This is a genomic window from Alterinioella nitratireducens (assembly GCF_013155465.1).
GTDB classification, from domain to species: domain Bacteria; phylum Pseudomonadota; class Alphaproteobacteria; order Rhodobacterales; family Rhodobacteraceae; genus Alterinioella; species Alterinioella nitratireducens.
The window spans coordinates 59,837-80,140 of the sequence record NZ_JABJVX010000009.1 but is presented as its reverse complement, the minus strand read 5'-3'; the positions used below and the strand labels follow the sequence as shown (position 1 = coordinate 80,140).

General features: G+C 64.6%; 23 protein-coding genes and 1 riboswitch. Of the genes, 18 read left to right on the top strand and 5 right to left on the bottom strand.

The genetic code is table 11. The features are described from left to right. Window positions 1-64: 64 nt before the first annotated feature. Both cobW and HNS34_RS15055 read right to left on the bottom strand, forming a co-directional pair. Complete coding sequence (gene cobW, locus HNS34_RS15060) at window positions 65-1,099, bottom strand: cobalamin biosynthesis protein CobW (protein WP_172320924.1); 1,035 nt, start codon at window positions 1,097-1,099, stop codon at window positions 65-67. A 4-nt stretch (window positions 1,100-1,103) separates the two neighbouring features. Beyond that, window positions 1,104-1,475, bottom strand: a complete 372-nt coding sequence (locus HNS34_RS15055) for a DUF1636 family protein (protein ID WP_172320923.1) — start codon at window positions 1,473-1,475, stop codon at window positions 1,104-1,106. Between the two features lie 108 nt (window positions 1,476-1,583). Beyond that, window positions 1,584-1,809: riboswitch (cobalamin riboswitch) on the bottom strand. Between the two features lie 42 nt (window positions 1,810-1,851). Between HNS34_RS15055 and cobO the strand changes: the two genes are divergently transcribed. From cobO to HNS34_RS14975, 16 genes are all read left to right on the top strand, one after another. Next, the gene (cobO, locus tag HNS34_RS15050) at window positions 1,852-2,472 is read left to right on the top strand and encodes a cob(I)yrinic acid a,c-diamide adenosyltransferase (RefSeq protein ID WP_172320922.1); all 621 of its coding nucleotides are present in this window, start codon (window positions 1,852-1,854) and stop codon (window positions 2,470-2,472) included. A gap of 315 nt (window positions 2,473-2,787) precedes the next feature. Further along, window positions 2,788-3,132: a Lin0512 family protein gene (locus tag HNS34_RS15045; RefSeq protein WP_172320921.1), complete on the top strand. Its 345-nt coding sequence runs from the start codon at window positions 2,788-2,790 to the stop codon at window positions 3,130-3,132. Then, window positions 3,132-3,494, top strand: coding sequence for a Lin0512 family protein (locus tag HNS34_RS15040; protein WP_172320920.1), 363 nt, complete (start codon window positions 3,132-3,134; stop codon window positions 3,492-3,494). The genes HNS34_RS15045 and HNS34_RS15040 overlap by 1 nt, the downstream gene beginning before the upstream one ends. Window positions 3,495-3,630: 136 nt before the next feature. Further along, window positions 3,631-5,076 carry a cobyric acid synthase gene (locus tag HNS34_RS15035; RefSeq protein ID WP_172320919.1) on the top strand — a complete coding sequence of 482 codons (1,446 nt, stop codon included), beginning with the start codon at window positions 3,631-3,633 and terminating at the stop codon, window positions 5,074-5,076. A 59-nt stretch (window positions 5,077-5,135) separates the two neighbouring features. After that, a complete protein-coding gene (locus tag HNS34_RS15030) occupies window positions 5,136-5,657 on the top strand; it encodes a DinB family protein (protein WP_235952751.1) in 522 nt (173 codons plus the stop codon). A 69-nt stretch (window positions 5,658-5,726) separates the two neighbouring features. Further along, window positions 5,727-6,359 (top strand): maleylacetoacetate isomerase, encoded by a 633-nt coding sequence (gene maiA, locus HNS34_RS15025; protein ID WP_172320918.1) that lies wholly within the window; start codon window positions 5,727-5,729, stop codon window positions 6,357-6,359. 11 nt (window positions 6,360-6,370) lie between these two features. Then, on the top strand, window positions 6,371-7,630 hold the full coding sequence (fahA, locus tag HNS34_RS15020; RefSeq protein ID WP_172320917.1) for a fumarylacetoacetase: 1,260 nt from the start codon (window positions 6,371-6,373) through the stop codon (window positions 7,628-7,630). Between the two features lie 173 nt (window positions 7,631-7,803). Next, window positions 7,804-9,006 (top strand): 3-oxoadipyl-CoA thiolase, encoded by a 1,203-nt coding sequence (pcaF, locus tag HNS34_RS15015; protein ID WP_172320916.1) that lies wholly within the window; start codon window positions 7,804-7,806, stop codon window positions 9,004-9,006. Between the two features lie 69 nt (window positions 9,007-9,075). After that, window positions 9,076-10,068, top strand: coding sequence for a 1,2-phenylacetyl-CoA epoxidase subunit PaaA (gene paaA / locus HNS34_RS15010; protein ID WP_172320915.1), 993 nt, complete (start codon window positions 9,076-9,078; stop codon window positions 10,066-10,068). 12 nt (window positions 10,069-10,080) lie between these two features. After that, window positions 10,081-10,365: a 1,2-phenylacetyl-CoA epoxidase subunit PaaB gene (paaB, locus tag HNS34_RS15005; protein WP_172320914.1), complete on the top strand. Its 285-nt coding sequence runs from the start codon at window positions 10,081-10,083 to the stop codon at window positions 10,363-10,365. Beyond that, window positions 10,365-11,126 carry a 1,2-phenylacetyl-CoA epoxidase subunit PaaC gene (gene paaC / locus HNS34_RS15000; RefSeq protein ID WP_172320913.1) on the top strand — a complete coding sequence of 254 codons (762 nt, stop codon included), beginning with the start codon at window positions 10,365-10,367 and terminating at the stop codon, window positions 11,124-11,126. Before paaB ends, paaC begins: the two co-directional genes overlap by 1 nt. Window positions 11,127-11,128: 2 nt before the next feature. Further along, entirely contained in the window at window positions 11,129-11,590 is a 462-nt protein-coding gene (gene paaD / locus HNS34_RS14995) for a 1,2-phenylacetyl-CoA epoxidase subunit PaaD (RefSeq protein ID WP_172320912.1), read from the top strand. Window positions 11,591-11,603: 13 nt separating this feature from the next. After that, window positions 11,604-12,671: a 2Fe-2S iron-sulfur cluster-binding protein gene (locus HNS34_RS14990; RefSeq protein ID WP_172320911.1), complete on the top strand. Its 1,068-nt coding sequence runs from the start codon at window positions 11,604-11,606 to the stop codon at window positions 12,669-12,671. A gap of 13 nt (window positions 12,672-12,684) precedes the next feature. Continuing rightward, a complete protein-coding gene (locus tag HNS34_RS14985) occupies window positions 12,685-13,437 on the top strand; it encodes a Phenylacetic acid catabolic protein (protein ID WP_172320910.1) in 753 nt (250 codons plus the stop codon). A gap of 311 nt (window positions 13,438-13,748) precedes the next feature. Continuing rightward, a complete protein-coding gene (locus HNS34_RS14980) occupies window positions 13,749-14,342 on the top strand; it encodes a GNAT family N-acetyltransferase (RefSeq protein WP_172320909.1) in 594 nt (197 codons plus the stop codon). A 5-nt stretch (window positions 14,343-14,347) separates the two neighbouring features. Then, on the top strand, window positions 14,348-14,731 hold the full coding sequence (locus tag HNS34_RS14975; protein WP_172320908.1) for an alpha/beta fold hydrolase domain-containing protein: 384 nt from the start codon (window positions 14,348-14,350) through the stop codon (window positions 14,729-14,731). On the opposite strand, the gene HNS34_RS14970 is transcribed toward HNS34_RS14975, so the two are convergent. After that, on the bottom strand, window positions 14,728-15,339 hold the full coding sequence (locus tag HNS34_RS14970; RefSeq protein WP_172320907.1) for a recombinase family protein: 612 nt from the start codon (window positions 15,337-15,339) through the stop codon (window positions 14,728-14,730). The genes HNS34_RS14975 and HNS34_RS14970 overlap by 4 nt on opposite strands. Before the next feature lie 120 nt (window positions 15,340-15,459). Between HNS34_RS14970 and HNS34_RS14965 the strand changes: the two genes are divergently transcribed. Together HNS34_RS14965 and HNS34_RS14960 are read left to right on the top strand one after the other, a co-directional pair. Beyond that, a complete protein-coding gene (locus HNS34_RS14965; RefSeq protein ID WP_172320906.1) occupies window positions 15,460-18,342 on the top strand; it encodes a Tn3 family transposase in 2,883 nt (960 codons plus the stop codon). Between the two features lie 50 nt (window positions 18,343-18,392). Then, complete coding sequence (locus HNS34_RS14960; RefSeq protein ID WP_172320905.1) at window positions 18,393-18,782, top strand: hypothetical protein; 390 nt, start codon at window positions 18,393-18,395, stop codon at window positions 18,780-18,782. On the opposite strand, the gene HNS34_RS14955 is transcribed toward HNS34_RS14960, so the two are convergent. Together HNS34_RS14955 and HNS34_RS14950 are read right to left on the bottom strand one after the other, a co-directional pair. Continuing rightward, a complete protein-coding gene (locus HNS34_RS14955) occupies window positions 18,721-19,638 on the bottom strand; it encodes a DMT family transporter (RefSeq protein ID WP_172320904.1) in 918 nt (305 codons plus the stop codon). The two genes, HNS34_RS14960 and HNS34_RS14955, sit on opposite strands and share 62 nt — an antisense overlap. A gap of 69 nt (window positions 19,639-19,707) precedes the next feature. After that, complete coding sequence (locus HNS34_RS14950; protein WP_172320903.1) at window positions 19,708-20,304, bottom strand: TetR/AcrR family transcriptional regulator; 597 nt, start codon at window positions 20,302-20,304, stop codon at window positions 19,708-19,710.

The following is a 20,304-nucleotide window of genomic DNA, read 5'->3' as shown; positions in this document are numbered from 1 at the left end:
GCCCGGTGACAACGATGCGTCGACGCATCGTTTTGGGCGCGTGGGGCAAACGGTGTGGCACTATCTAGCCCTCCAGAACAGCGCGAATCCTTGCGGCGTCGATATTGTCATGCTCGCCGATCACCACCAGCTGCGAGCGGCGGGGCGTCTCGCCCCAGGGCCGGTCATACTGCGTGCGCAACCTCTCCCCCACGGCTTGCACCAACATCCGCATCGGTTTGCCTGTCACCGCGATATACCCCTTGACCCTGAGCGCCCCTTGCTCGCGCGCCAGCCGCAGGATCGCGGCCTCAAGCGCCTTGGGGTTCTCTACCTCATCCAGCTCGATCACGACGCTGTCGAAATCGTCATGTTCATGGTCATCCGCGCCGTCATGATGGCTTGGGCGGGCATCCAGATCGTCCTCGGCCGCCGCGCCCAGGCCAAGCACGACGCGCGGGTCGATGACGCCTTCCGTCATGGCGATCAGCGGCACCTTGCGCGGCATCTCGGCTTCGATCACGGCTTTCGCCTTGGCCAGCCCGTCCGCGCCGGCCAGATCGGCCTTGGAGAGCAGGATGATATCGGCGCAGGAGATCTGATCCTCGAACACCTCGCCAAGCGGTGTGTCGTGATCGAGGCTGTCATCGGCCTCACGCTGCTTTTGCACGGCGTCCACATCCGGGGCGAAGCGGCCCGCCGCCACGGCCTCGGCATCGGCCAGCGCGATGACGCCGTCGACGGTGATGCGGCTGCGGATCGCGGGCCAGTCGAAGGCCTTGAGCAGCGGTTTGGGCAGGGCCAAACCGCTCGTCTCGATAAGGATGTGCTCGGGCGTCTCCGGCAGGGCCATCAGCGCCTGGATCGTGGGGATGAAATCATCGGCCACGGTGCAGCAGATGCAGCCATTGGCAAGCTCCACGATGTTATTCTCGGGGCAGTTTTCATCGGCGCAGGATTTCAGGATATCGCCATCGACGCCCGCCGTGCCGAATTCGTTGACCAGGACCGCCAGACGCTTGCCCTGCGGGTTCGCCATCAGGTGGCGGATGAGCGTGGTCTTGCCCGCGCCCAGAAAGCCGGTGATGACGGTGACGGGGATCTTGGAAAGCTCAGACATCGGCTCAGTCCTTTTGCGGGGGGATACGGGCAAGGCTCTGCTTGCGGAAGATGACGGGACGGTCGCGCCAGGGGACGATGCCGTCATCGGTGGCGGCATAGGCGGCGGCGCCCTTGAGGATCTCATCGACATGGGTGTCGGGATCGAGATGGCTGTAGATATAGGTCCAGCGCTCCGGCCCGCCGGAGAGCACCAGCGAGCAGCCATTGTCGCAGGCGGAGAGGCATTCATTGCCGATCACGCGCACGCCGTCGGGCAGGTCGGCTGCGCGGAGGGCCTCATAGAGGCGCAGGCCCGGGCGCGGCTCCTCGGCCACGCGGGTGCCATCCACCGTCTTGCGGCAGGTCGTGCAGACCGTGAGTGTCACCTGAGCCATGCGCGGGCCCCCTTTGGTCGATGCGGGAAAAGGGGAAAAGCCAGCCGGGGGCGAATTGGCCACATGCCCCCAAAGCCAGCCCGAAACACCCCGTTCGCGCGGTCTTCATCCATCCGTCCCGTGCTGGCAGGTCTCCCGGCTTGCGGATATCGGAGCGATGCCCCGGCGACCCCTCACCCTTCCCGGTCGATGCCAGTGGGATACGGGGGCCATTCTCCGGTCACGGTCGCGGGGGCGGCTGCGCTTGCGGCTTTCCACCGGTGATCGGTCGCAAAGCCTGTCGCATTCCCTCTTCGCCTGTCCTAAGACAGGAACCAGCACGGCTACGCACCTGCTCCATCACCGAGCCCTTTGTCAAGCATGAGGATGACGCCAGATGACCGACACACCGCTTTCCGACGAAGACCGCCATGCGCAGAAGATGGCCAAGAAGAAAGCCGCGCGCGACAAGATCATGGCGAAGAAGGAGGGTGAGAAGGGGCTGATCATCGTGCATACCGGACCGGGCAAGGGCAAGTCCTCCTCCGGGTTCGGCATGATCCTGCGCTGCATCGCGCATGGGATGCCCTGCGCCGTGGTGCAGTTCATCAAGGGGGCCTGGGATACCGGCGAGCGGCGGCTGCTGGAGGGCAATTTCAGCGATCTGTGCCAGTTTCACGCGATGGGCGAGGGCTTCACCTGGGAAACCCAGGACAAGACCCGCGATATCGAGATGGCGGAGAAAGGGTGGGAGAAGGCGAAGGAGCTGATCCGCGATCCCGCGATTCGGATGGTGCTGCTGGACGAGATCAACATCGCGCTGCGTTATGACTACCTCGATCTGGCCGAGGTCGTGCGGTTCCTCGCGGAGGAAAAACCCGAGATGACGCATGTGGTGCTGACCGGTCGGAACGCCAAGGACGACCTGATCGACCTGGCTGACCTTGTGACCGAGATGACATTGGTCAAGCACCCGTTCCGGTCCGGGATAAAGGGGCAGAAGGGGGTGGAGTTTTGACTTTGGCCTCGAATTGCCTTCGGCAATCCGACCCGCCGGGGCTCTGCCCCGGACCCCGAGGTATTTTCGGCAAAATGAAAGCAATGGTTTGTTAGGATTTGCCTGCCAGGGTGGTGAAGCGGTACAGGGAGAGGTCCCGATGACCGCGCAAAGTGAAAGCGCCGCGCCTAACCTGATCTGTCAGCACTGGGCGTGGCGTGTCTCTTGTGCATCCATGCTTTCATTTTGCTCGAAATACCTCCGCCGGAGGCTCCGACATCTGTCACGGGGGCTGCCTCCAAGATTGTGCCTTTGTCCTCTGCTGCGAGTCCTTTCATGACCGGTCCGCGGCTTCTGACCGAGTTCGGCATGGGTACCAGCCTGCGCCGACAGGATTACACCGAAGCCGCCATTCGGGCGGTTCGGGATGCGCTGTGGCACAACTCGATCAACCTCGCCGGCCTGTTCGGGCGCGAGAAATCCGAGATGCGGATCACCGTCGAGATCGGTGTCGCTGCGCCGTCGCGTGTCGATCGGGACCGGGTCGCGGCGGTGTTTCCATATGGCCATGTCGATCTGCGCATCGTCGAGGGCGGGCTGGACGTGCCGCGTCCGGATGGCGCCCCGACGGTGATCGCCAATGCCGCGATCTCGGTCTCCTTCGACCGGGAGGGCGCGTGATGCAGCGGTTCATCATCGAGATGGGGATGGGCAACGATCTCTACGGGCGGGACTACACCAAGGCGGCGGCCCGTGCGATCGAGGATGCGATCCGGCACTCCTCGATCCCGCTATTCGAGGCGCTCGGGATCGACCATGCGGCGATGGAGGTGCGGGTCACGGTTGGCGTGCAGGTGCCGGGTGAGGTGGATTGTGACGCGTTGCGGGCGGGGTTGCCGCGGGGCGAGGTCTCGGTGCGGGCCGTCCGTGGGGGACTGAACGTCACCAACCCGGACAGTGGCTCGATTACGGTGATCGCGAGCGCGGCTGTGGAGGCGTTCCTGCCCGCCGATCTCTTGCGCGCGGCGGGGGGCGGGGCTTGAGTATTTGTCACCAGGAAGATGGTAGGGATTTGTTCATCATTTCCTGTCAACCTCGATCCTGCGGGGCTGGTTCTGGTTCCCGCGCTCTTGCCGCCGCGCTTACCCCGCCCTCTCGGGGCCGAGCGGGGTGTGCAAGGTGACGGCCCTGATGATCCAGGGGGCGGGCTCGAATGTGGGCAAGTCGCTGCTGGTGGCGGGGCTCTGCAGGGCCGCGCGCAGGCGGGGGCTGTCGGTGGCCCCGTTCAAGCCGCAGAACATGTCGAACAATGCCGCCGTCACGGTAGATGGCGGCGAGATCGGGCGCGCGCAGGCTTTGCAGGCGCAGGCGGCGGGGCTGGAGCCGGTGACGGATATGAACCCGATCCTGCTCAAGCCCGAATCGGAGATCGGCGCGCAGGTCGTGGTGCATGGGCTACGGCTGACCACGGTGAAGGCGCGCGGCTATGCCGATCTCAAGCCGCGACTGTTGCCCCGCGTGCTGGAGAGCTTCAGACGCCTCAAGGCGGCGCATGACCTGGTGATCGTCGAAGGCGCTGGCAGTCCGGCGGAGGTCAACCTGCGGGCGGGCGACATCGCCAATATGGGCTTTGCGCGGGCCGCGGATGTCCCCGTTATCCTGGCGGGCGATATCGACCGGGGCGGGGTGATCGCGCAGATCGTCGGCACCCAGGCGGTGCTGGATCCGGGCGATGCCGACATGATCGCGGGCTTCCTCATCAACAAGTTTCGCGGCGATGTGAGCCTTTTCGACGACGGATACAGACTGATCGAGGCGCGCACCGGCTGGCGCGGCTTCGGTGTCCTGCCCTTTTTCGCGGATGCCGCCAGGCTGCCCGCCGAAGATGCGCTGGACATAAGGGGCAGGAGCGCGGGGCAAGGCCTCAAGATCGCCTGCCTGACCTTCGAGCGCATCGCGAATTTCGACGATCTCGACCCGCTGGCGCAGGAGCCGGGCGTGTCGCTGACGATGATCCGGGCGGGGCAGGCCATCCCCGGCGATACCGACCTCGTGATCCTGCCGGGCACGAAATCCACCCGCGCCGACCTGGCTTACCTGCGCATCGAGGGGTGGGATGTGGACCTTGCCGCCCATATCAGGCGGGGGGGGCAGGTGCTCGGGCTTTGCGGCGGCTACCAGATGCTCGGCACCGCCATTCACGACCCCGAAGGGATCGAGGGGCCGCCGGGCAGCACCGAAGGGCTCGGGCTTCTCGGCATCGAAACGGTGATGTCGCGCGACAAGAGCCTGGAACGGGTGACGGCGCGGCATGTCTTCACCGGGCACGAGGTCTCGGGCTACGAGATCCATATCGGGCAGAGCGACGGCCCTGATCGGGCGCGGCCCTTCGCGCATGTGGGTGACCGGCCCGAGGGGGCCTCGACCCTCTACGGGGAGATTCAGGGCACCTATCTGCACGGGCTTTTCGCAAGCGATACGTTCCGGCGGGCCTACCTGGAAGGGTTCGGCGCGGTTGCGGGCGCGGCCAGCTACGGCGCAGGCGTCGATGCGGTGCTGGACGATCTGGCCGAGCACATGGCGCGGCACCTGGACCTCGACGCGATCCTGGCCACCGCCCGCTGATCGGTTGACGGTTACAAAATCGGAGCGGATAAGCGCCACGAAGTTGAGGATCCGCGCCGATGACACCGAACCCCTACCGAACCATGGCGTTGAACAATGCCTGGGCCAACGCGACGCTCTATGGGGCCATCGCGGGGATGAGTGCGGCCGAGTTCGCCGCGCCGCGCCCCGGTTTCTTCCCGTCGCTGCGCGAAACGCTTAACCATATCCACGAGGTCGACCTCTACTATGTCGATGCGCTGGAGGCGGGCGGGCGCGGGCGGTCGGTCTATGAGCGGGAGGAGATCGCGCAGGTCGCGGACCTGGCCCGCGCGCAGGCCGATGTCGATCTGCGGTTCGCGCGGTTCTGCAGCGACCTGACCGAGGAGACCCTGACCCAGACCCGCATCACGGAGCGGCAGGACGGACCCGTGCAGGAGGAGGTCGGCGCGCTGATCCTGCATCTGGTGCAGCACCAGATCCACCATCGCGGGCAGGCCCATACCATGGTGCTGGAGGCCGGGATCGACCCGCCGCAACTGGATGATTTCCACCTTCAGTTTGGCCGCGTTCCCTCGGCGCGGGCCTATTGGGGTGGGTGACGGAAAAGCCGTTCGACCCGGCCCCATGGCTTGGGTAAGCTGCGGCGAAACGTGACGGGATCGGGACCGATGAAACTCTATACCTATTGGCGATCTTCCTGTTCCTACCGGGTGCGTATCGCGCTGGGCCTGAAAGGGTTGGCGTGGGAGAGCATCCCCGTCCACCTCGTCAGGGGCGAACAGGGCGCGCCGGATTACCTGGTGCATAACCCCTCGGGCTTCGTGCCGGTGCTGGTGTTGGAGGATGGCACCGAACTGACGCAATCCATGGCGATCCTGGATTGGCTGGAGGCGACCTATCCGAGCCCCGCGCTGGTCCCGGAGGAGCCGCTGGCGCGCGCCCGGATGCTGGCTGCCGCCCATGTCATCGCGATGGATACGCAGCCGGTGACGAATGTGGGCGTCGTCGTTCACCTGAAACGGGAATACGGCGCGGATGCCGAGGGCGGGATCGCCTGGATGGTGCATTTCATGACGCGAAACCTGGCCGCGTTTCAGCAGATGATCGCGCCGACGGGTGATTTCTGCTTCGGCGACCGCCCGAGCTGGGCCGATATCTGCCTGATCCCTCAGCTTTACAACGCGCATCGGTGGGGCGTCGACCTGGCCCCGCTGACCCGCCTGACCGAGATCGAATCCCGCGCGCTGGCCCTGTCGGCCTTCGACGCCGCGCGGCCCGAAAACCAGCCTGATGCCGACTGAAGGAGAAACCGATGAGTGACCTGCGCCGTTCCTGGGTCGAGAGCGCGAATGCGCCCGACTGCGACTTTCCGCTGAACAACCTGCCCTATGGCGTGTTCTCCACCGAGGGCAAGGGGCCGCGCTGCGGCGTGGCCATTGGCGATTTCATCCTCGACGTGCAGGCGCTGGAGGCCGAGGGCGTGCTGTCGGCGGGCGATCCGCCGGTCTTCACCAAGCCCTCGTGGAACGCCTTCATGGCACTCGGGTCCGAGGCTTGGCAGGGCTTTCGGCAGGCGCTGATCGTGCTGTTGAGCGAGAAGACCGGCATGGATCGCCGGGCCGAGCCCTTCCTGGTGCCGATGGCGGATGCCACGATGCACATGCCCTTTGACGTGAGCGAATACACCGACTTCTACGCAGGCAAGAACCACGCGGTGAATGTCGGCACGATGTTTCGGGGCGCGGAAAACGCGCTGCCGCCGAACTGGCTGCATATCCCCATCGGCTATAACGGGCGCGCGTCCTCGGTCGTTGTGTCGGGCACCGATGTGCGCCGCCCCTGGGGCCAGTTGAAAGGCCCCGACATGGAGGCCCCTATCTGGGCGCCCTGCAAACGCTTCGACCTTGAGCTTGAGATGGGCGCGATTGTCGGCACGCCCTCGCAAGGGCCGGTGACGGTCGCCGAGGCCGATGCGATGATCTTCGGCTACGTGCTGCTCAACGATTGGTCGGCCCGCGACATCCAGGCCTGGGAATACCAGCCTCTGGGGCCGTTCCAGGCCAAGGCGACGGCGACCACGATCAGCCCCTGGATCGTCACGGCGGCGGCTCTGGAACCCTTCCGCTGCGACACGCCCGCGCGCGAGAAGGAGTTGTTGCCGCATCTGAAGGACGCGGGCCCGATGCTCTATGACATCGACCTCGCCGTGACGCTCGCCCCCGAGGGCAAGGCGGCCAGCACCATCGCGCGCACCAATTACAGCCAGATGTATTACTCCGCCGCGCAGCAACTGGCCCATCACACGACAAGCGGTTGCCCGATGCGGGTGGGCGATCTTCTGGGCTCCGGCACCATCTCCGGCCCCGAGACATCGCAGCGCGGGTCGCTGTTGGAGCTGAGTTGGGGCGGCAAGGAGCCGGTGACGCTGGAGACCGGCGAGGAGCGGAGTTTCCTGGAAGATGGCGATACGCTGGAGCTGCATGGCGTGGCGAAGGGCGACGGTTACCGGATCGGGTTTGGCCCTTGCGAGGGCAAGCTGCTGCCCGCGTTGAAGGATCCTTACGCGCGGTGAAGGGATGCGGCCCATCGACGGGCCGCGCCCACGCGATGTCGACATCGCGTGTTACAGCCGAAACCGATGTGCGCCGGATGTCGTAACATTTCCCTTGCGTCGAATCGGCAAAGCCCATATCCCGACCGTGCGGTCAGCTATTGACCGCGCGAGCCAAGGGGAGTCCGACGCCAATGGATGCATTCATCTGCGACGCCACACGCACGCCGATCGGGCGCTATGGCGGGGCCTTGTCCTCGGTCCGGGCCGACGATCTGGCGGCCCATCCCATCGCCGCGCTGATGGCGCGCAACAGGCAGGTGGATTGGGCCAGCGTCGATGACGTGATCTATGGCGATGCCAACCAGGCGGGCGAAGACAACCGCAACGTGGCCCGCATGGCGGCGCTGCTGGCGGGCCTGCCACAGGACGTGCCGGGGACCACGGTGAACCGGCTTTGCGCCTCCGGTATGGACGCGGTCGGCATGGTCGCGCGCGCGATCAAGGCGGGCGACTATGACCTCGCCATCGCGGGCGGGGTGGAAAGCATGAGCCGCGCGCCGTTTGTCATGCCGAAAGCCACCACCGCCTTCACCCGCGCCAACGCGGTCCATGACACCACCATCGGCTGGCGCTTCGTGAACCCCAGGATGCAGGCGAAACACGGCACCGATTCCATGCCCCAGACCGCCGATAACGTCGCCGCCGAGTATGGTGTCAGCCGCGAAGATCAGGACGCCTTCGCCGCGCTTAGCCAGGCCCGTTGGCAGGCGGCACATGAGGCAGGTGTTTTCGCCGATGAGATCACCCCGGTCACGATCCCGCAGCGCAAGGGCGAGGCGATCACGGTCGATACCGACGAACACCCGCGCCCCGGCACGGATGCGGCGAAACTGGCCAAGCTCAAGGGCGTGAACGGCCCCGACCTCAGCGTCACGGCAGGCAATGCCAGCGGCGTCAACGATGGGGCTGCGGCGCTGCTGATGGCCTCGGGCACGGCGGCGGAGGCGAACGGCCTCACCCCCATCGCCCGCGTCGTCGGCATGGCGGCGGCAGGCGTCGCGCCGCGCATCATGGGCATCGGCCCGGTGCCCGCCACCCGCAAGGTCCTGGCGCGCACGGGGCTGAGCATTTCCGACATGGATGTGATAGAGTTGAACGAGGCCTTCGCCGCACAGGGCCTGGCCTGCCTGCGGGAACTTGGTATCCCCGATGACGCCCCCCATGTGAACCCCAATGGCGGGGCCATCGCGCTTGGCCACCCGCTTGGCATGTCGGGCGCGCGCCTGGTGATGACGGCGGCCTATCAGTTGAAACGCACCGGCGGGCGCTATGCGCTGTGCACCATGTGCGTGGGGGTCGGACAGGGCGCTGCCTTGATCCTGGAACGCGTGTAGCGCAACCCGAAAAGTGGGAACCGGTTTTCGGATCAAGTTGCGCGAAAAACAGGAATGGGAGGACGAAACATGTATGCCCAAATGGTGAAGACGGCCGGAACCGGGATCAAACCCCGCGAGGAAATGACCGACCAGGAACGCGATTTTCAGGACAAGATCGACGCCGACATCAAGATCGAGCCGCGCGACTGGATGCCCGATGACTATCGCGCCACGCTGATCCGCCAGATCGGCCAGCACGCCCATTCCGAGATCGTCGGCCAATTGCCCGAAGGCAACTGGATCACCCGCGCGCCGACGCTGGAAAGGAAGGCCATCCTGCTGGCCAAGGTGCAGGATGAGGCGGGGCATGGCCTCTACCTCTATTCCGCCGCCGAAACGCTTGGCGTGACGCGCGATGAGCTGACCGAGATGCTGCTCTCGGGCAAGATGAAGTATTCCTCGATCTTCAACTACCCGACGCTCAACTGGGCCGATATGGGCGCGGTCGGCTGGCTGGTCGACGGGGCCGCGATCATGAACCAGGTGCCGCTGCAACGCACCTCCTACGGGCCCTATAGTCGCGCCATGATCCGCATCTGCAAGGAGGAGTCGTTCCACCAGCGGCAGGGCTACGACATCATGATGAAGATGGCGAACGGCACGCCCGCGCAGAAAAAGATGGCGCAGGATGCGCTCAACCGCATGTGGTATCCGTCGCTGATGATGTTCGGGCCGTCCGACAAGGACTCGGTCCATTCCGCGCAGTCGATGGCGTGGAAGATCAAGATCAACACCAATGACGAGCTGCGCCAGAAATTCGTCGATCAGACCGTGCCGCAGGCCGAGTATCTGGGCCTGACGGTGCCGGACCCCGACCTGAAATGGAACGAGGAGAAGGGCGGCTACGATTTCACCGAACCGGATTGGGACGAGTTCTTCACCGTCGTGAAGGGTGGCGGCCCGTGCAACGTGGAACGCCTGGCCGCGCGCAACCGCGCCTGGGACGATGGCGCCTGGGTGCGCGAGGGGCTGCTGGCCCATGCGCAGAAACGGGCCGCGCGCAAGGTCGCGGCGGAATAAGGGAGTAGCGAGATGAAAAACGAATGGCCCCTTTGGGAAGTGTTCATCCGTGGCCAGCACGGCATGAGCCATCGTCACGTGGGCAGCCTGCACGCCCCCGACGCCGAGATGGCGATCAAGAACGCGCGCGATGTCTATACGCGGCGCAATGAAGGTGTCTCGATCTGGGTGGTCGAGGCGCGCCATATCTCGGCCACGGCTCCGGGCGAGAAAGGCCCGATGTTCGAGCCCTCCGAGGCCAAGATCTACCGCCACCCGACCTTCTACGACATTCCCGACGAAGCGGGGCAGATGTGATGACGCATGACGAGGCGCTTTTTCAGTTCCTCCTGCGCATGGGGGACAACACGCTGATCCTCGGCCACCGGGTCAGCGAATGGTGCGGCCATTCCCCGGTTCTGGAGGAGGATATCGCGCTGGCCAACACGGCGCTGGACCTGATCGGCCAGACGCAGTTCTGGCTTGGCCTGGCCGGTGAGGTCGAGGGGCAGGGACGCTCCGCCGACGACCTGGCCTTTCACCGCGATGCCTGGGATTTCCGCAACCTGCTGCTGGTCGAGCTGCCAAATGGCGATTTCGGCCAGACGCTGATGCGGCAATTCCTGTTCGATGCGTATCAGTCGGTGCTTCTGGGGCGGCTGATCTCTTCTTCGGATGAACGCGTCGCGGCGATTGCGGCCAAGGCGTCCAAGGAAGTTGCCTATCACGTCGAACGCTCCGCCGACACGGTGGTGGGCCTTGGCGACGGGACCGAGGAAAGCCACGCCCGGATGCAGGCGGCGCTGGACTATCTGTGGCCTTACGTGGGCGAGATGTTCACGGGCGACGAGGTCGATGCCGCCATGGCTGACACCGGCATCGCGCCCGACCCCGCCAGTTTGCAGGAGGATTTCAACGTGCTGATCAGCCGCGTCATGGGTGAGGCGACGTTGAGCGTTCCGAACGCGAAATACAGCCACAAGGGCGGGCGCAGCGGGGTGATGCACACGGAACATCTGGGCCACCTGCTGACCTCGATGCAATGGCTGCAACGCGCCTATCCGGGGGCGGCGTGGTGATCATGGACAAGCCCACGACAGATCAGGTCTGGGCCTGGCTGGACGAGGTGCCGGACCCCGAGATCCCGGTGATCTCCCTGGTCGATCTGGGGATTATCCGGGGCGTGGAGTGGCAGGGCGACACGCTGGAGATCGCGGTGACGCCGACCTATTCGGGCTGCCCCGCGACGAGCGTCATCAACCTCGATATCGTTACGGCACTGGGGGCCAAAGGCGTCGATAAAGTGCGCCTCAGGCAACAGATCGCACCGCCCTGGACCACCGATTGGCTGTCGGACAAGGGCCGCGAGAAGCTGGAGAAATACGGCATCGCGCCGCCGCAGGCCGCAGGCGGCCCCGCGCGCTGCCCGCAATGCGGCGGTGAGGATCTGGAGAGGGTGAGCCAGTTCGGCTCCACCCCCTGCAAGGCGTCCTGGCGCTGCCGCACCTGCCTGGAACCGTTCGACTATTTCAAATGTATCTGAGGGAGGGGCATGGATGGCCCGATTTCACGACCTGACCGTTACCGACGTGACCAAGACCATCCGCGATGCGGTGGTGGTGACGTTGCAGCCCGACGACCCCGCGGCCTTCGATTTCACGCAAGGCCAATACCTGACCTTCCGCCGCGAGTTCGACGGCGAGGAATTGCGCCGGAGCTATTCCATCTGCGCGGGGCGCGGCGAGGGCCACCTCCAGGTCGGTATCAAGCGCGTCGAGGGCGGCGCGTTTTCCACCTGGGCCAATGAAGAGCTGAAACCGGGCGACAGGCTGCAGGCCATGCCGCCGATGGGCAGTTTCTTCACGCAGCTCGATGCGGGGACCGAGCGCAATTACCTCGGTTTCGCGGGCGGCTCGGGCATCACGCCCGTCCTCTCGATCATCAAGACCGTGCTGGCCGAGGAACCACGCGCCAGTTTCACGCTGGTCTATGCCAACAAGGGCGTAAACTCGATCATGTTCCGCGAGGAGCTGGAGGATCTGAAGAACCTGCATATGGGCCGGTTCAATGTCATCCACATCCTCGAGACCGACGCGCAGGAGATCGACCTGTTCACGGGGTTGGTGACAGAAGAGAAATGCGCCGAGCTGTTCAAGGGCTGGATCGACATCGCCAGCGTGGATACCGCCTTCATCTGCGGGCCGGAGCCGATGATGTTGGGCATTGCCCGCGCGCTGCGCGACCACGGGCTGAGCGACGCACAGATCAAGTTCGAGCTTTTCGCCAGCGCCCAACCGGGCCGCGCCAAGCGCCCCGCGGTCGCCCGCGAGGCCGGCAAGACCGCCAACCAGGCCGAGATCGCCTATACGCTCGACGGCTCCACCCGCACCATCACGGCGGCCAAGGGGGTAAGCATCCTGGACTCGGCGCTGGCCGAGCATCTCGACGCGCCCTATGCCTGCAAGGCCGGGGTCTGTTCGACCTGCCGCTGCCGGGTGCTGGAGGGCGAGGTCGAGATGATCGCCAACCACGCGCTGGAGGATTACGAGGTGGAAAAGGGCTATGTCCTGTCCTGCCAATCCTACCCCGTCACCGACCGTGTCATCGTCGATTACGATCAATAAAGGACCGGACCCCATGGATATGAGCATCGAGGACTACCTGGCCCAGGGCGGCGTGTTGTCGAACCCGACCAATGTGCCGCCGCGCTACCGGGCGGAGTTGCTGAAGCTGATGACCAGTTTCGTCGACAGCGAATTGGCGGGCGCGGCGGGCTTTGCCGACATCATCAACGAGGGCCCGGGGATCAAGGAACGCATCGCGGCGGCGCGGATCGTGCTGGAAAAGACCGATCACGCCGGGAAAGTCCTGCGCGTGATGGAGGGCTTCGGCGTCGACAGTGAACGCTACGCCAACCACCACCCCTGGACCGCGCGGCTGGATCGTGACGCCGATATCGGCACCACGCGGGGCGATCACGACATGCGGCTGGCGGTGTTCAACTATCCGCTTCAGGGCTGGACCGATGCCGTGGTGATGAACCTGCTGATGGGCTGCGCCGTCGCCGTGCAACTGGCCGATTACACAAGCGTCTCCTATCAGCCGCTGGCCGAGGCGTTCCGCGAGATCGCGCCGGTCGAGGCGCGGCACGCGGACCTGGCCGAGGAAGGGCTGCAACGCCTGATGGGCGAAGGCGAGGGCGAGGCCATCGTCGCCTCGATCGGCTACTGGTTCCCGCGCGTGGCCGCCAGTTTCGGACAGGCCAACTCGCCCCGTTACGAGATGCAGAAACAGATGGGCCTGCGCCAGCGCAGCAATGACGAGATGCGCGCGGAATGGGAAGCCAAGGCGCTTGCCGCGCTGGACCGGGTCGGTATTCAGCCGGGGTAGACTGTGCCCTGGGCATCTGCGCGTCTTCGGCGAGCGGACCGCCTGCCTTGCGGTTCTGCAGCCTTCCCTCTCGGCCGCATCCGCCGCCTGTCGGGCAATGGACGAGGATATTTGAAGAACAAAGAAGGGAAGGGCGGCCCTGATCCGGGAGGGACTGCCTCAAGCGGGCGTTCGGGGGGCGCAGGGCGCGGGCGCGTTAACCTTAATCCCATCCTAATTGACCGGCGATGCCGCGGGTTGGCGGCGGGGCACTGGTCAAGCGTCGCGTCCTGTGCTTGCTTGCGGGGTGACGCAAACCGGAAGGTGCGACAATGCCCTGGCCCGACGACATCACCCTGAGCGGCGATCACGTGACGCTGGAACCGCTGCGCCCCGATCACCTGGGCGGCATGCGCGTGGCGGCGGGCGAAGGCGGCTTGCACCAGCTCTGGTACACCACGATCCCCGATGCCGAGGGGATGGAGGCCGAGATCGACCGGCGGCTGGCGCTGCGCAAGGCGGGCGCGATGATGCCCTTCGCTGTGCTGGACCCGGCGGGTCGCGCGGTGGGGATGACGACCTATATGAATATCGACGCGAGCCTGCCGAGGCTGGAGATCGGATCGACCTGGATCTCGCGCGCCGCGCAGCGCGGGCCGCTGAACACCGAAGCCAAGTTCCTGCTGCTGCGCCATGCCTTCGAGACGCTGGATTGCGTCGCGGTTGAATTCCGCACCCACATCCTCAACCAGCAGAGCCGCCGCGCCATCGAGAGGCTCGGCGCGAAGCAGGACGGCATCCTGCGCAACCATATGCGGATGGACAATGGCACCCTGCGCGACACCGTGGTCTATTCGATCCTGAACACGGAATGGCCGATGATCTCCGCGCATCTGCGTTGGGAAATGCAGCGGCCGAGGGTGTAACGCGGATGCGCGAGCTTCACAGCGATGACAGCGTGTTGATCCAGACGCGGGACGGCGAGGACGGGCCGGGTGACCGCCTGCTGCTGTCCTTCACCGGGATCGGCCATGGCAAGAGCGTGGGCCGTATGCAGAAGCCGGAATTTCCAAGCGCGGGCAACGGCTTCGCCAACACGATCTTCGTGACGGATATCACACGCTCCTGGGGCAACGCGCTGGATTTCGACGCCATCGGCGCGGTGCTGGCCCCGCATATGGAGGGGCGCGAGGTCTATGCGCTAGGCAATTCCATGGGCGGGTTCCTGGCGGTGCTGGCGGCCCAGTTATGGCCGATCAGGCGCGTCGTCGGCTTCGTGGGGTCTGATGCCGGAGAGTGCAGAATCCTACGCTAAGGGCTGAGAACCCGTTTCCCATAATCGCGCAGATTGCCATTTGGGTCGACATATCGGTAGAGCGTGACCGGTTTGACCCCCAGTTCCTTACAGAGTTCAGGAACTGACGTGTCGCGGCTAGCCATAGCGGCCTGGGCCATGCGGACCTGCGCTTTCGTCAGCGCGAACTTCCTTCCACCCTTTCGGCCGCGGGCGCGGGCCGCTTGGAGCCCCGCCATTGTGCGTTCGCGGATCAGCTCGCTTTCGAATTCGGCGAGAGCGGCAAAGATGCCGAATGAAAGTCGTCCTGCCGCAGTCGTTGTGTCAATCTGCGCGCCTTGCCCAGTGAGAACCTTGAGGCCGACGCCACGCTCGGACAGCATGCTAACGGTTTTGACAAGGTGGTGGAGGCTGCGACCCATGCGGTCGAGCTTCCACACGACCAGAACATCGCCCTTGCGCAATGCCTTGAGGCAGGCCTCAAGACCGGATCGGTCATCCTTCTTTCCAGATGCCAGGTCCGAATAGATCTGGCCTTCTTCGACCCCTGCTCCGATCAAGGCGTCTCGCTGTAAATCGAGGGACTGGCTGCCGTCGGCTTTCGAGACCCGTGCATAGCCGATCAGCATGTTTCACAAACGTTCGTTTGAGACGATCTGGAAAACGACGCGCTTTCGGCCATCCGAACAATTCCTTATTCAGTATCTTAATCATCAATACGCAAACCATATGTAGAAAGCAAAAGAAACATGGCGCATCGTACTATCCTCACCGAGCGTCAGCGCTCAGTACTTTTTGATCTTCCGACCGATGAGACGGCGATGTTGCGCCACTACACCCTTGCGGACGACGATCTGGAAATCATCCGCGCCCGCCGCCGCCCCCACAATCGTTTTGGGTTCGCTCTCCAGCTTTGCGCATTGCGCTATCCCGGTCGGTTGTTGACCCCGGGCGAGGTCATTCCAATGGAGGTCACGCGTTTCCTGGCAGCGCAGCTTGGGCTGAAGTCAGACGATCTGGCTGGATACGCAAGCCGCGAAGAAACGCGTCATGAACACCTGGCGGCCCTGCGGGTTCTCTATGGCTACAAGATGTTCACTGGCCGAGGATCGCGCGACCTGAAGGCCTGGCTGGAGACAACAGCCGAAACTGCCCGATCGAACGAGGATTTGGCGCGGCGTTTCGTGGAACAATGCCGGGCGGCCCAGACCATTCTACCGGGGATCACGGTTATCGAACGTCTTTGCGCGGATGCACTCGTCGCTGCAGAGCGACGGATCGACGCTCGGATTGCCGACCGGCTGGATGATGAGATGTGCAGCCAACTTGACGCCTTGCTGACGGAAACGGCGGACGGCTCTGTCACCCGCTTTGTCTGGCTGCGCCAGTTTGAGGTGGGCCAGAACTCGGCCGACATGAACCGGCTGCTCGACCGGTTGGAATTCTTGCAGGCCATGGCCGTGGACCGCACCGTCCTGTCGGGTGTGCCGCCCTACCGTATCGCGCGCCTCCGACGGCAAGGGGAACGATATTTCGCCGGTGATCTGCGGGATATTTCAGGCGACCGCCGCCTTGCCATCCTCGCAGTCTGCGCTTTGGAATGGCGTAGTGCCATTGCCGATGCAGTGGTCGAGACCCATGACCGGATTGTGGGGAAGACGTGGCGCGAGGCGAAACGCGTACGCGATGCTCGGGCGGATGACGCCAAGGCTGCTTTGAAAGACACCTTGCAGGGCTTCTCAAATTTTGGATCGGCACTGCTGGAAGCGCATGAAGATCAGGCGTCCCTGATGGAGGCCGTCCAAAACGCCGGAGGCTGGTCATCGCTCAGGGGGCTTGTTTCCACCGCCGCCCAACTGACCGACACATTGGCCGCCGATCCACTGGCACATGTTGTTCACGGGCATCATCGCTTCCGACGCTATGCGCCGCGCATGCTCCGGGCGCTCGATATTCAGGCGGCCCCAGTGGCCGAACCGTTGCTGGCCGCTGCCGGTGTCGTTGCGGGTACGGAAACGACGACTACCCGGCCACTGACCTTTTTGCGCCGCACCTCGAAATGGCACCGGCACTTGAACAACGACGATGGGAACCGGCTTTGGGAGGTGGCGGTCCTGTGCCACCTGCGCGACGCATTCCGGGCGGGCGACATCTGGCTCGAACATTCCCGCCGGTATGGCGATCTCAAGGACGCGCTGGTTCCGACAGAAGTTGCCAGGGCCACGCCAAAACTGGCCATGCCGTTTGAACCGGAGCTCTGGCTCGCGGAGCGAAAATCTCGCCTAGCGGATGGCTTGGAACGACTGGCCCGCGCCGCCAGGGCGGGTGCCATTCCGGGAGGTTCTATCGAAGATGGCGTGCTCAAGATCGACCGTCTGACGGCCGCTGTCCCCGAAGAGGCCGATGCCATGGTGCTCGATCTTTACAACCGCCTGCCGGAGATCAGGATCACAGACCTCCTGCTCGAAGTGGATGACGAGATCGGCTTTACCGAGGCCTTCACCCATCTGCGCACCGGCGCCCCCTGCAAAGACAGAGTTGGCATGCTGAATGTATTGTTGGCTGAAGGGCTGAATCTCGGCCTCAGCAAGATGGCTGGGGCCACGAATACCCATGATTATTTCCAACTGTCGCGCCTGTCGCGGTGGCATGTCGAAAGCGAGGCGATGGCGCGCGCCCTGGCCATGGTGATCGAAGGCCAATCCGCCTTGCCGATGGCCCGGTTCTGGGGCGCAGGGCAGACCGCTTCGAGCGACGGACAATTCTTCCCGACCACGCGCCAGGGCGAGGCGATGAACCTGATCAACGCCAAATACGGCAATGAACCCGGTCTGAAAGCCTATACCCATGTCTCCGACCAGTTCGGCCCTTTCGCCACCCAGACCATCCCGGCTACGGTGAACGAGGCCCCTTACATCCTGGACGGCCTGTTGATGACACACGCAGGCCAGAAAATCCGCGAACAGTATGCCGACACCGGCGGCTTTACCGACCACGTATTCGCCGTCACTGCCCTTCTGGGCTTTCAGTTCATCCCCCGCATCCGGGATCTGCCATCCAAGCGCCTCTACCTCTTCGATCCAGCATCCTGCCCGAAAGAACTGAAAGGTTTGATCGGCGGCAAGGTCAGGGAACACGTTATCAGCTCAAATTGGCCAGATATCCTGCGCAGCGTGGCCACCATGGTGGCGGGCGCAATGCCCCCAAGCCAACTCTTGCGGAAATTTGCGTCCTATCCCAGACAACACGAGCTTGCGGTCGCATTGCGCGAAATCGGACGGGTCGAACGGACGCTGTTCATCATCGATTGGCTGCTGGACGCCGATATGCAACGTCGCGCCCAGATCGGGTTAAACAAGGGCGAAGCACATCATGCCCTCAAGAATGCACTGCGCATTGGCCGCCAAGGTGAAATTCGCGACCGAACAACTGAAGGACAACATTTCAGGATGGCCGGGCTGAACCTGCTCACAGCCATCATCATCTACTGGAACACCAAGCACCTCGGTCAGGCTGTCGCCAGCCGCCGCCACGATGGATTGAATTGCTTACCAGACCTTCTGGCGCATATTTCACCCCTCGGGTGGGCCCACATCCTGCTCACTGGCGAATACAGATGGCCCAAAAGATGATCAAACCGCCTTAGCGTAGGATTCTGCACTCTCCGGCATCAGACCCCTTCGTGCCGCAATTCAGCGTCCGGCCCAAGGTGATCCCCAAGGAGGCGCGGTGGAGCGAATACCGCGCAGCCATTTCAGACTGGCGCTATTCCAGCCTTCAGGACCGGTTTTCGCCCGAGACCGAGTATTTCCTCTTCTCCGGGCGCAAGGGGCCGGATTGGCGGCAATGGCGGCGTTTTCCCGAGGCGCCCAATATCTCGAACGTCCTCTTTTCCGATCTCGGTCACGGGGTGGCGAAGCATCTCAAGCGCACGGGCGTCTTGAACCCGATCATCGCGGCCTGTTTCGAGGGGCGGTTCAGCCTTGCCTGGTTGAACGCAACCAGCCCCTTCAAGGCCGAACTGCGCGCACCGAAATCCGGTGGCCCAAAACCTCGACCAGGCCCGCGCTGACGATCACGACGCTGCCGATGGCTTCACGCCAGCCAAAGGGCTCGCCCGCGAACAGGGCCGCGGTGACGACGCCCGCCACGATCTCGGTCATCAGGATCAGCCCGACGCGCGCGGGCGGCAGGACCGTCGCTGGCCAGACCGTCAGGAACAGGACCGGCACCACGATCAGCGCCGACAGGATCAGCACGGGGCCAATCGCGGCGGTCAGCGCGACCGCCCCCGCCAGCGGGTTCATCGCTGCGCCGCCAAGCGCGATTGTGGCCAGCGTCACCACCAGCCCGCCGCCCACAAACCCGATCACCTGCAACGGCACCGCGATATGGCCCCCCTGGTAGAGCCTCAGCGACCCCACGGCCCAGACCACGCCCGAGGCCAGCGCCAGCCCGTCGCCAAGCGACCTCGGCACCGGCCAGCCCGCGCCAAGCCCGAGCATGATCAGAAGGCCCATGAGCCCAAGCGCCAGCGCGCTGCCCCGCGCCACGGTCAGGCGTTCGCCCAGGAACAGCAGGCCAAGCCCGGTGCTCCAGACCGGGGTGAGATAAAAGAGCAGGATGGCGCGGATCACATCCGTCATCAGGATCGCGGTAGAAAAGAGCGAGAACGCCGCGCCCGTCAGCATCCCGCAACTGACCAGCGCCCACCAGTTGGCCCGGATCTGCGCCCGGTAGCGCCAGATCAGCGGCGAGAGGATCACGCCCGCGCCCGCAAAGATCACCGCGCCGGGCCAGGCGCCCCCCATGCCAAGCCCCGCCAGCCAGCGCAGCGGCACCCAGTAAAGGCCCCAGAACGCGCCGCCGATGGCGAGGCCGATGGCGGCGGCCCCGGTATGGCGGGCGATCTCGGACAGGCGGGGCATGGGCGGCTTTCGAGGTGCGGCAAGGGTGGCGGGCGCGACTTTGGCCGCTGTGGGGCCGGGCCGCAAGCCCTAGAGCCCGCCGACCCCGCGCAGGGTCAGGTTGGTGACCAGCCGCGCATAGTCTTCGCGCGCCTCTGTCCCCGCCCCGGTATTCCACATGTAATACCAGTTCAGCATCCCGAAGACGGACATGGTCGTGGCGCGCAGCTTTGGCTTGTCATCCGCGAGGACCTCGGGCGCGGCTGCGGCGATGGTGTCGGAGAGGAACCGCACCATGTCACGCTGATAGCCGCGCATCTGCGCCTGCTGATCCTCGGGCAGGGCGCCGAGCGCATTCAGTTGCACCTGATGCTCGTGATCGGCCCCCTGGTAGGCGCGCAGGATCTGGCGGATCACCTCATGCAGCCGCGCCTCCGGGTCCAGCCCCTCGACATTCGTGCCCAGGATCCGGTCGCGCAGGGTGGACAGGTAATTGTCCAGGATATCGTAGAGCAGCGCATCCTTGCTGTCGTAATAGTGGTAGATATTGGCCTTGGAGATCCCGCATTCGCGCGCCAGTTGCGCCATCGAGGCGCGGTCGAAACCGTCGGTCGCAAAGATGCGGGCGGCCGATTGCAGGATCAACTCGCGCTTCTGGTCATGGTCCTTGGCGATGGTGCGGGCCAT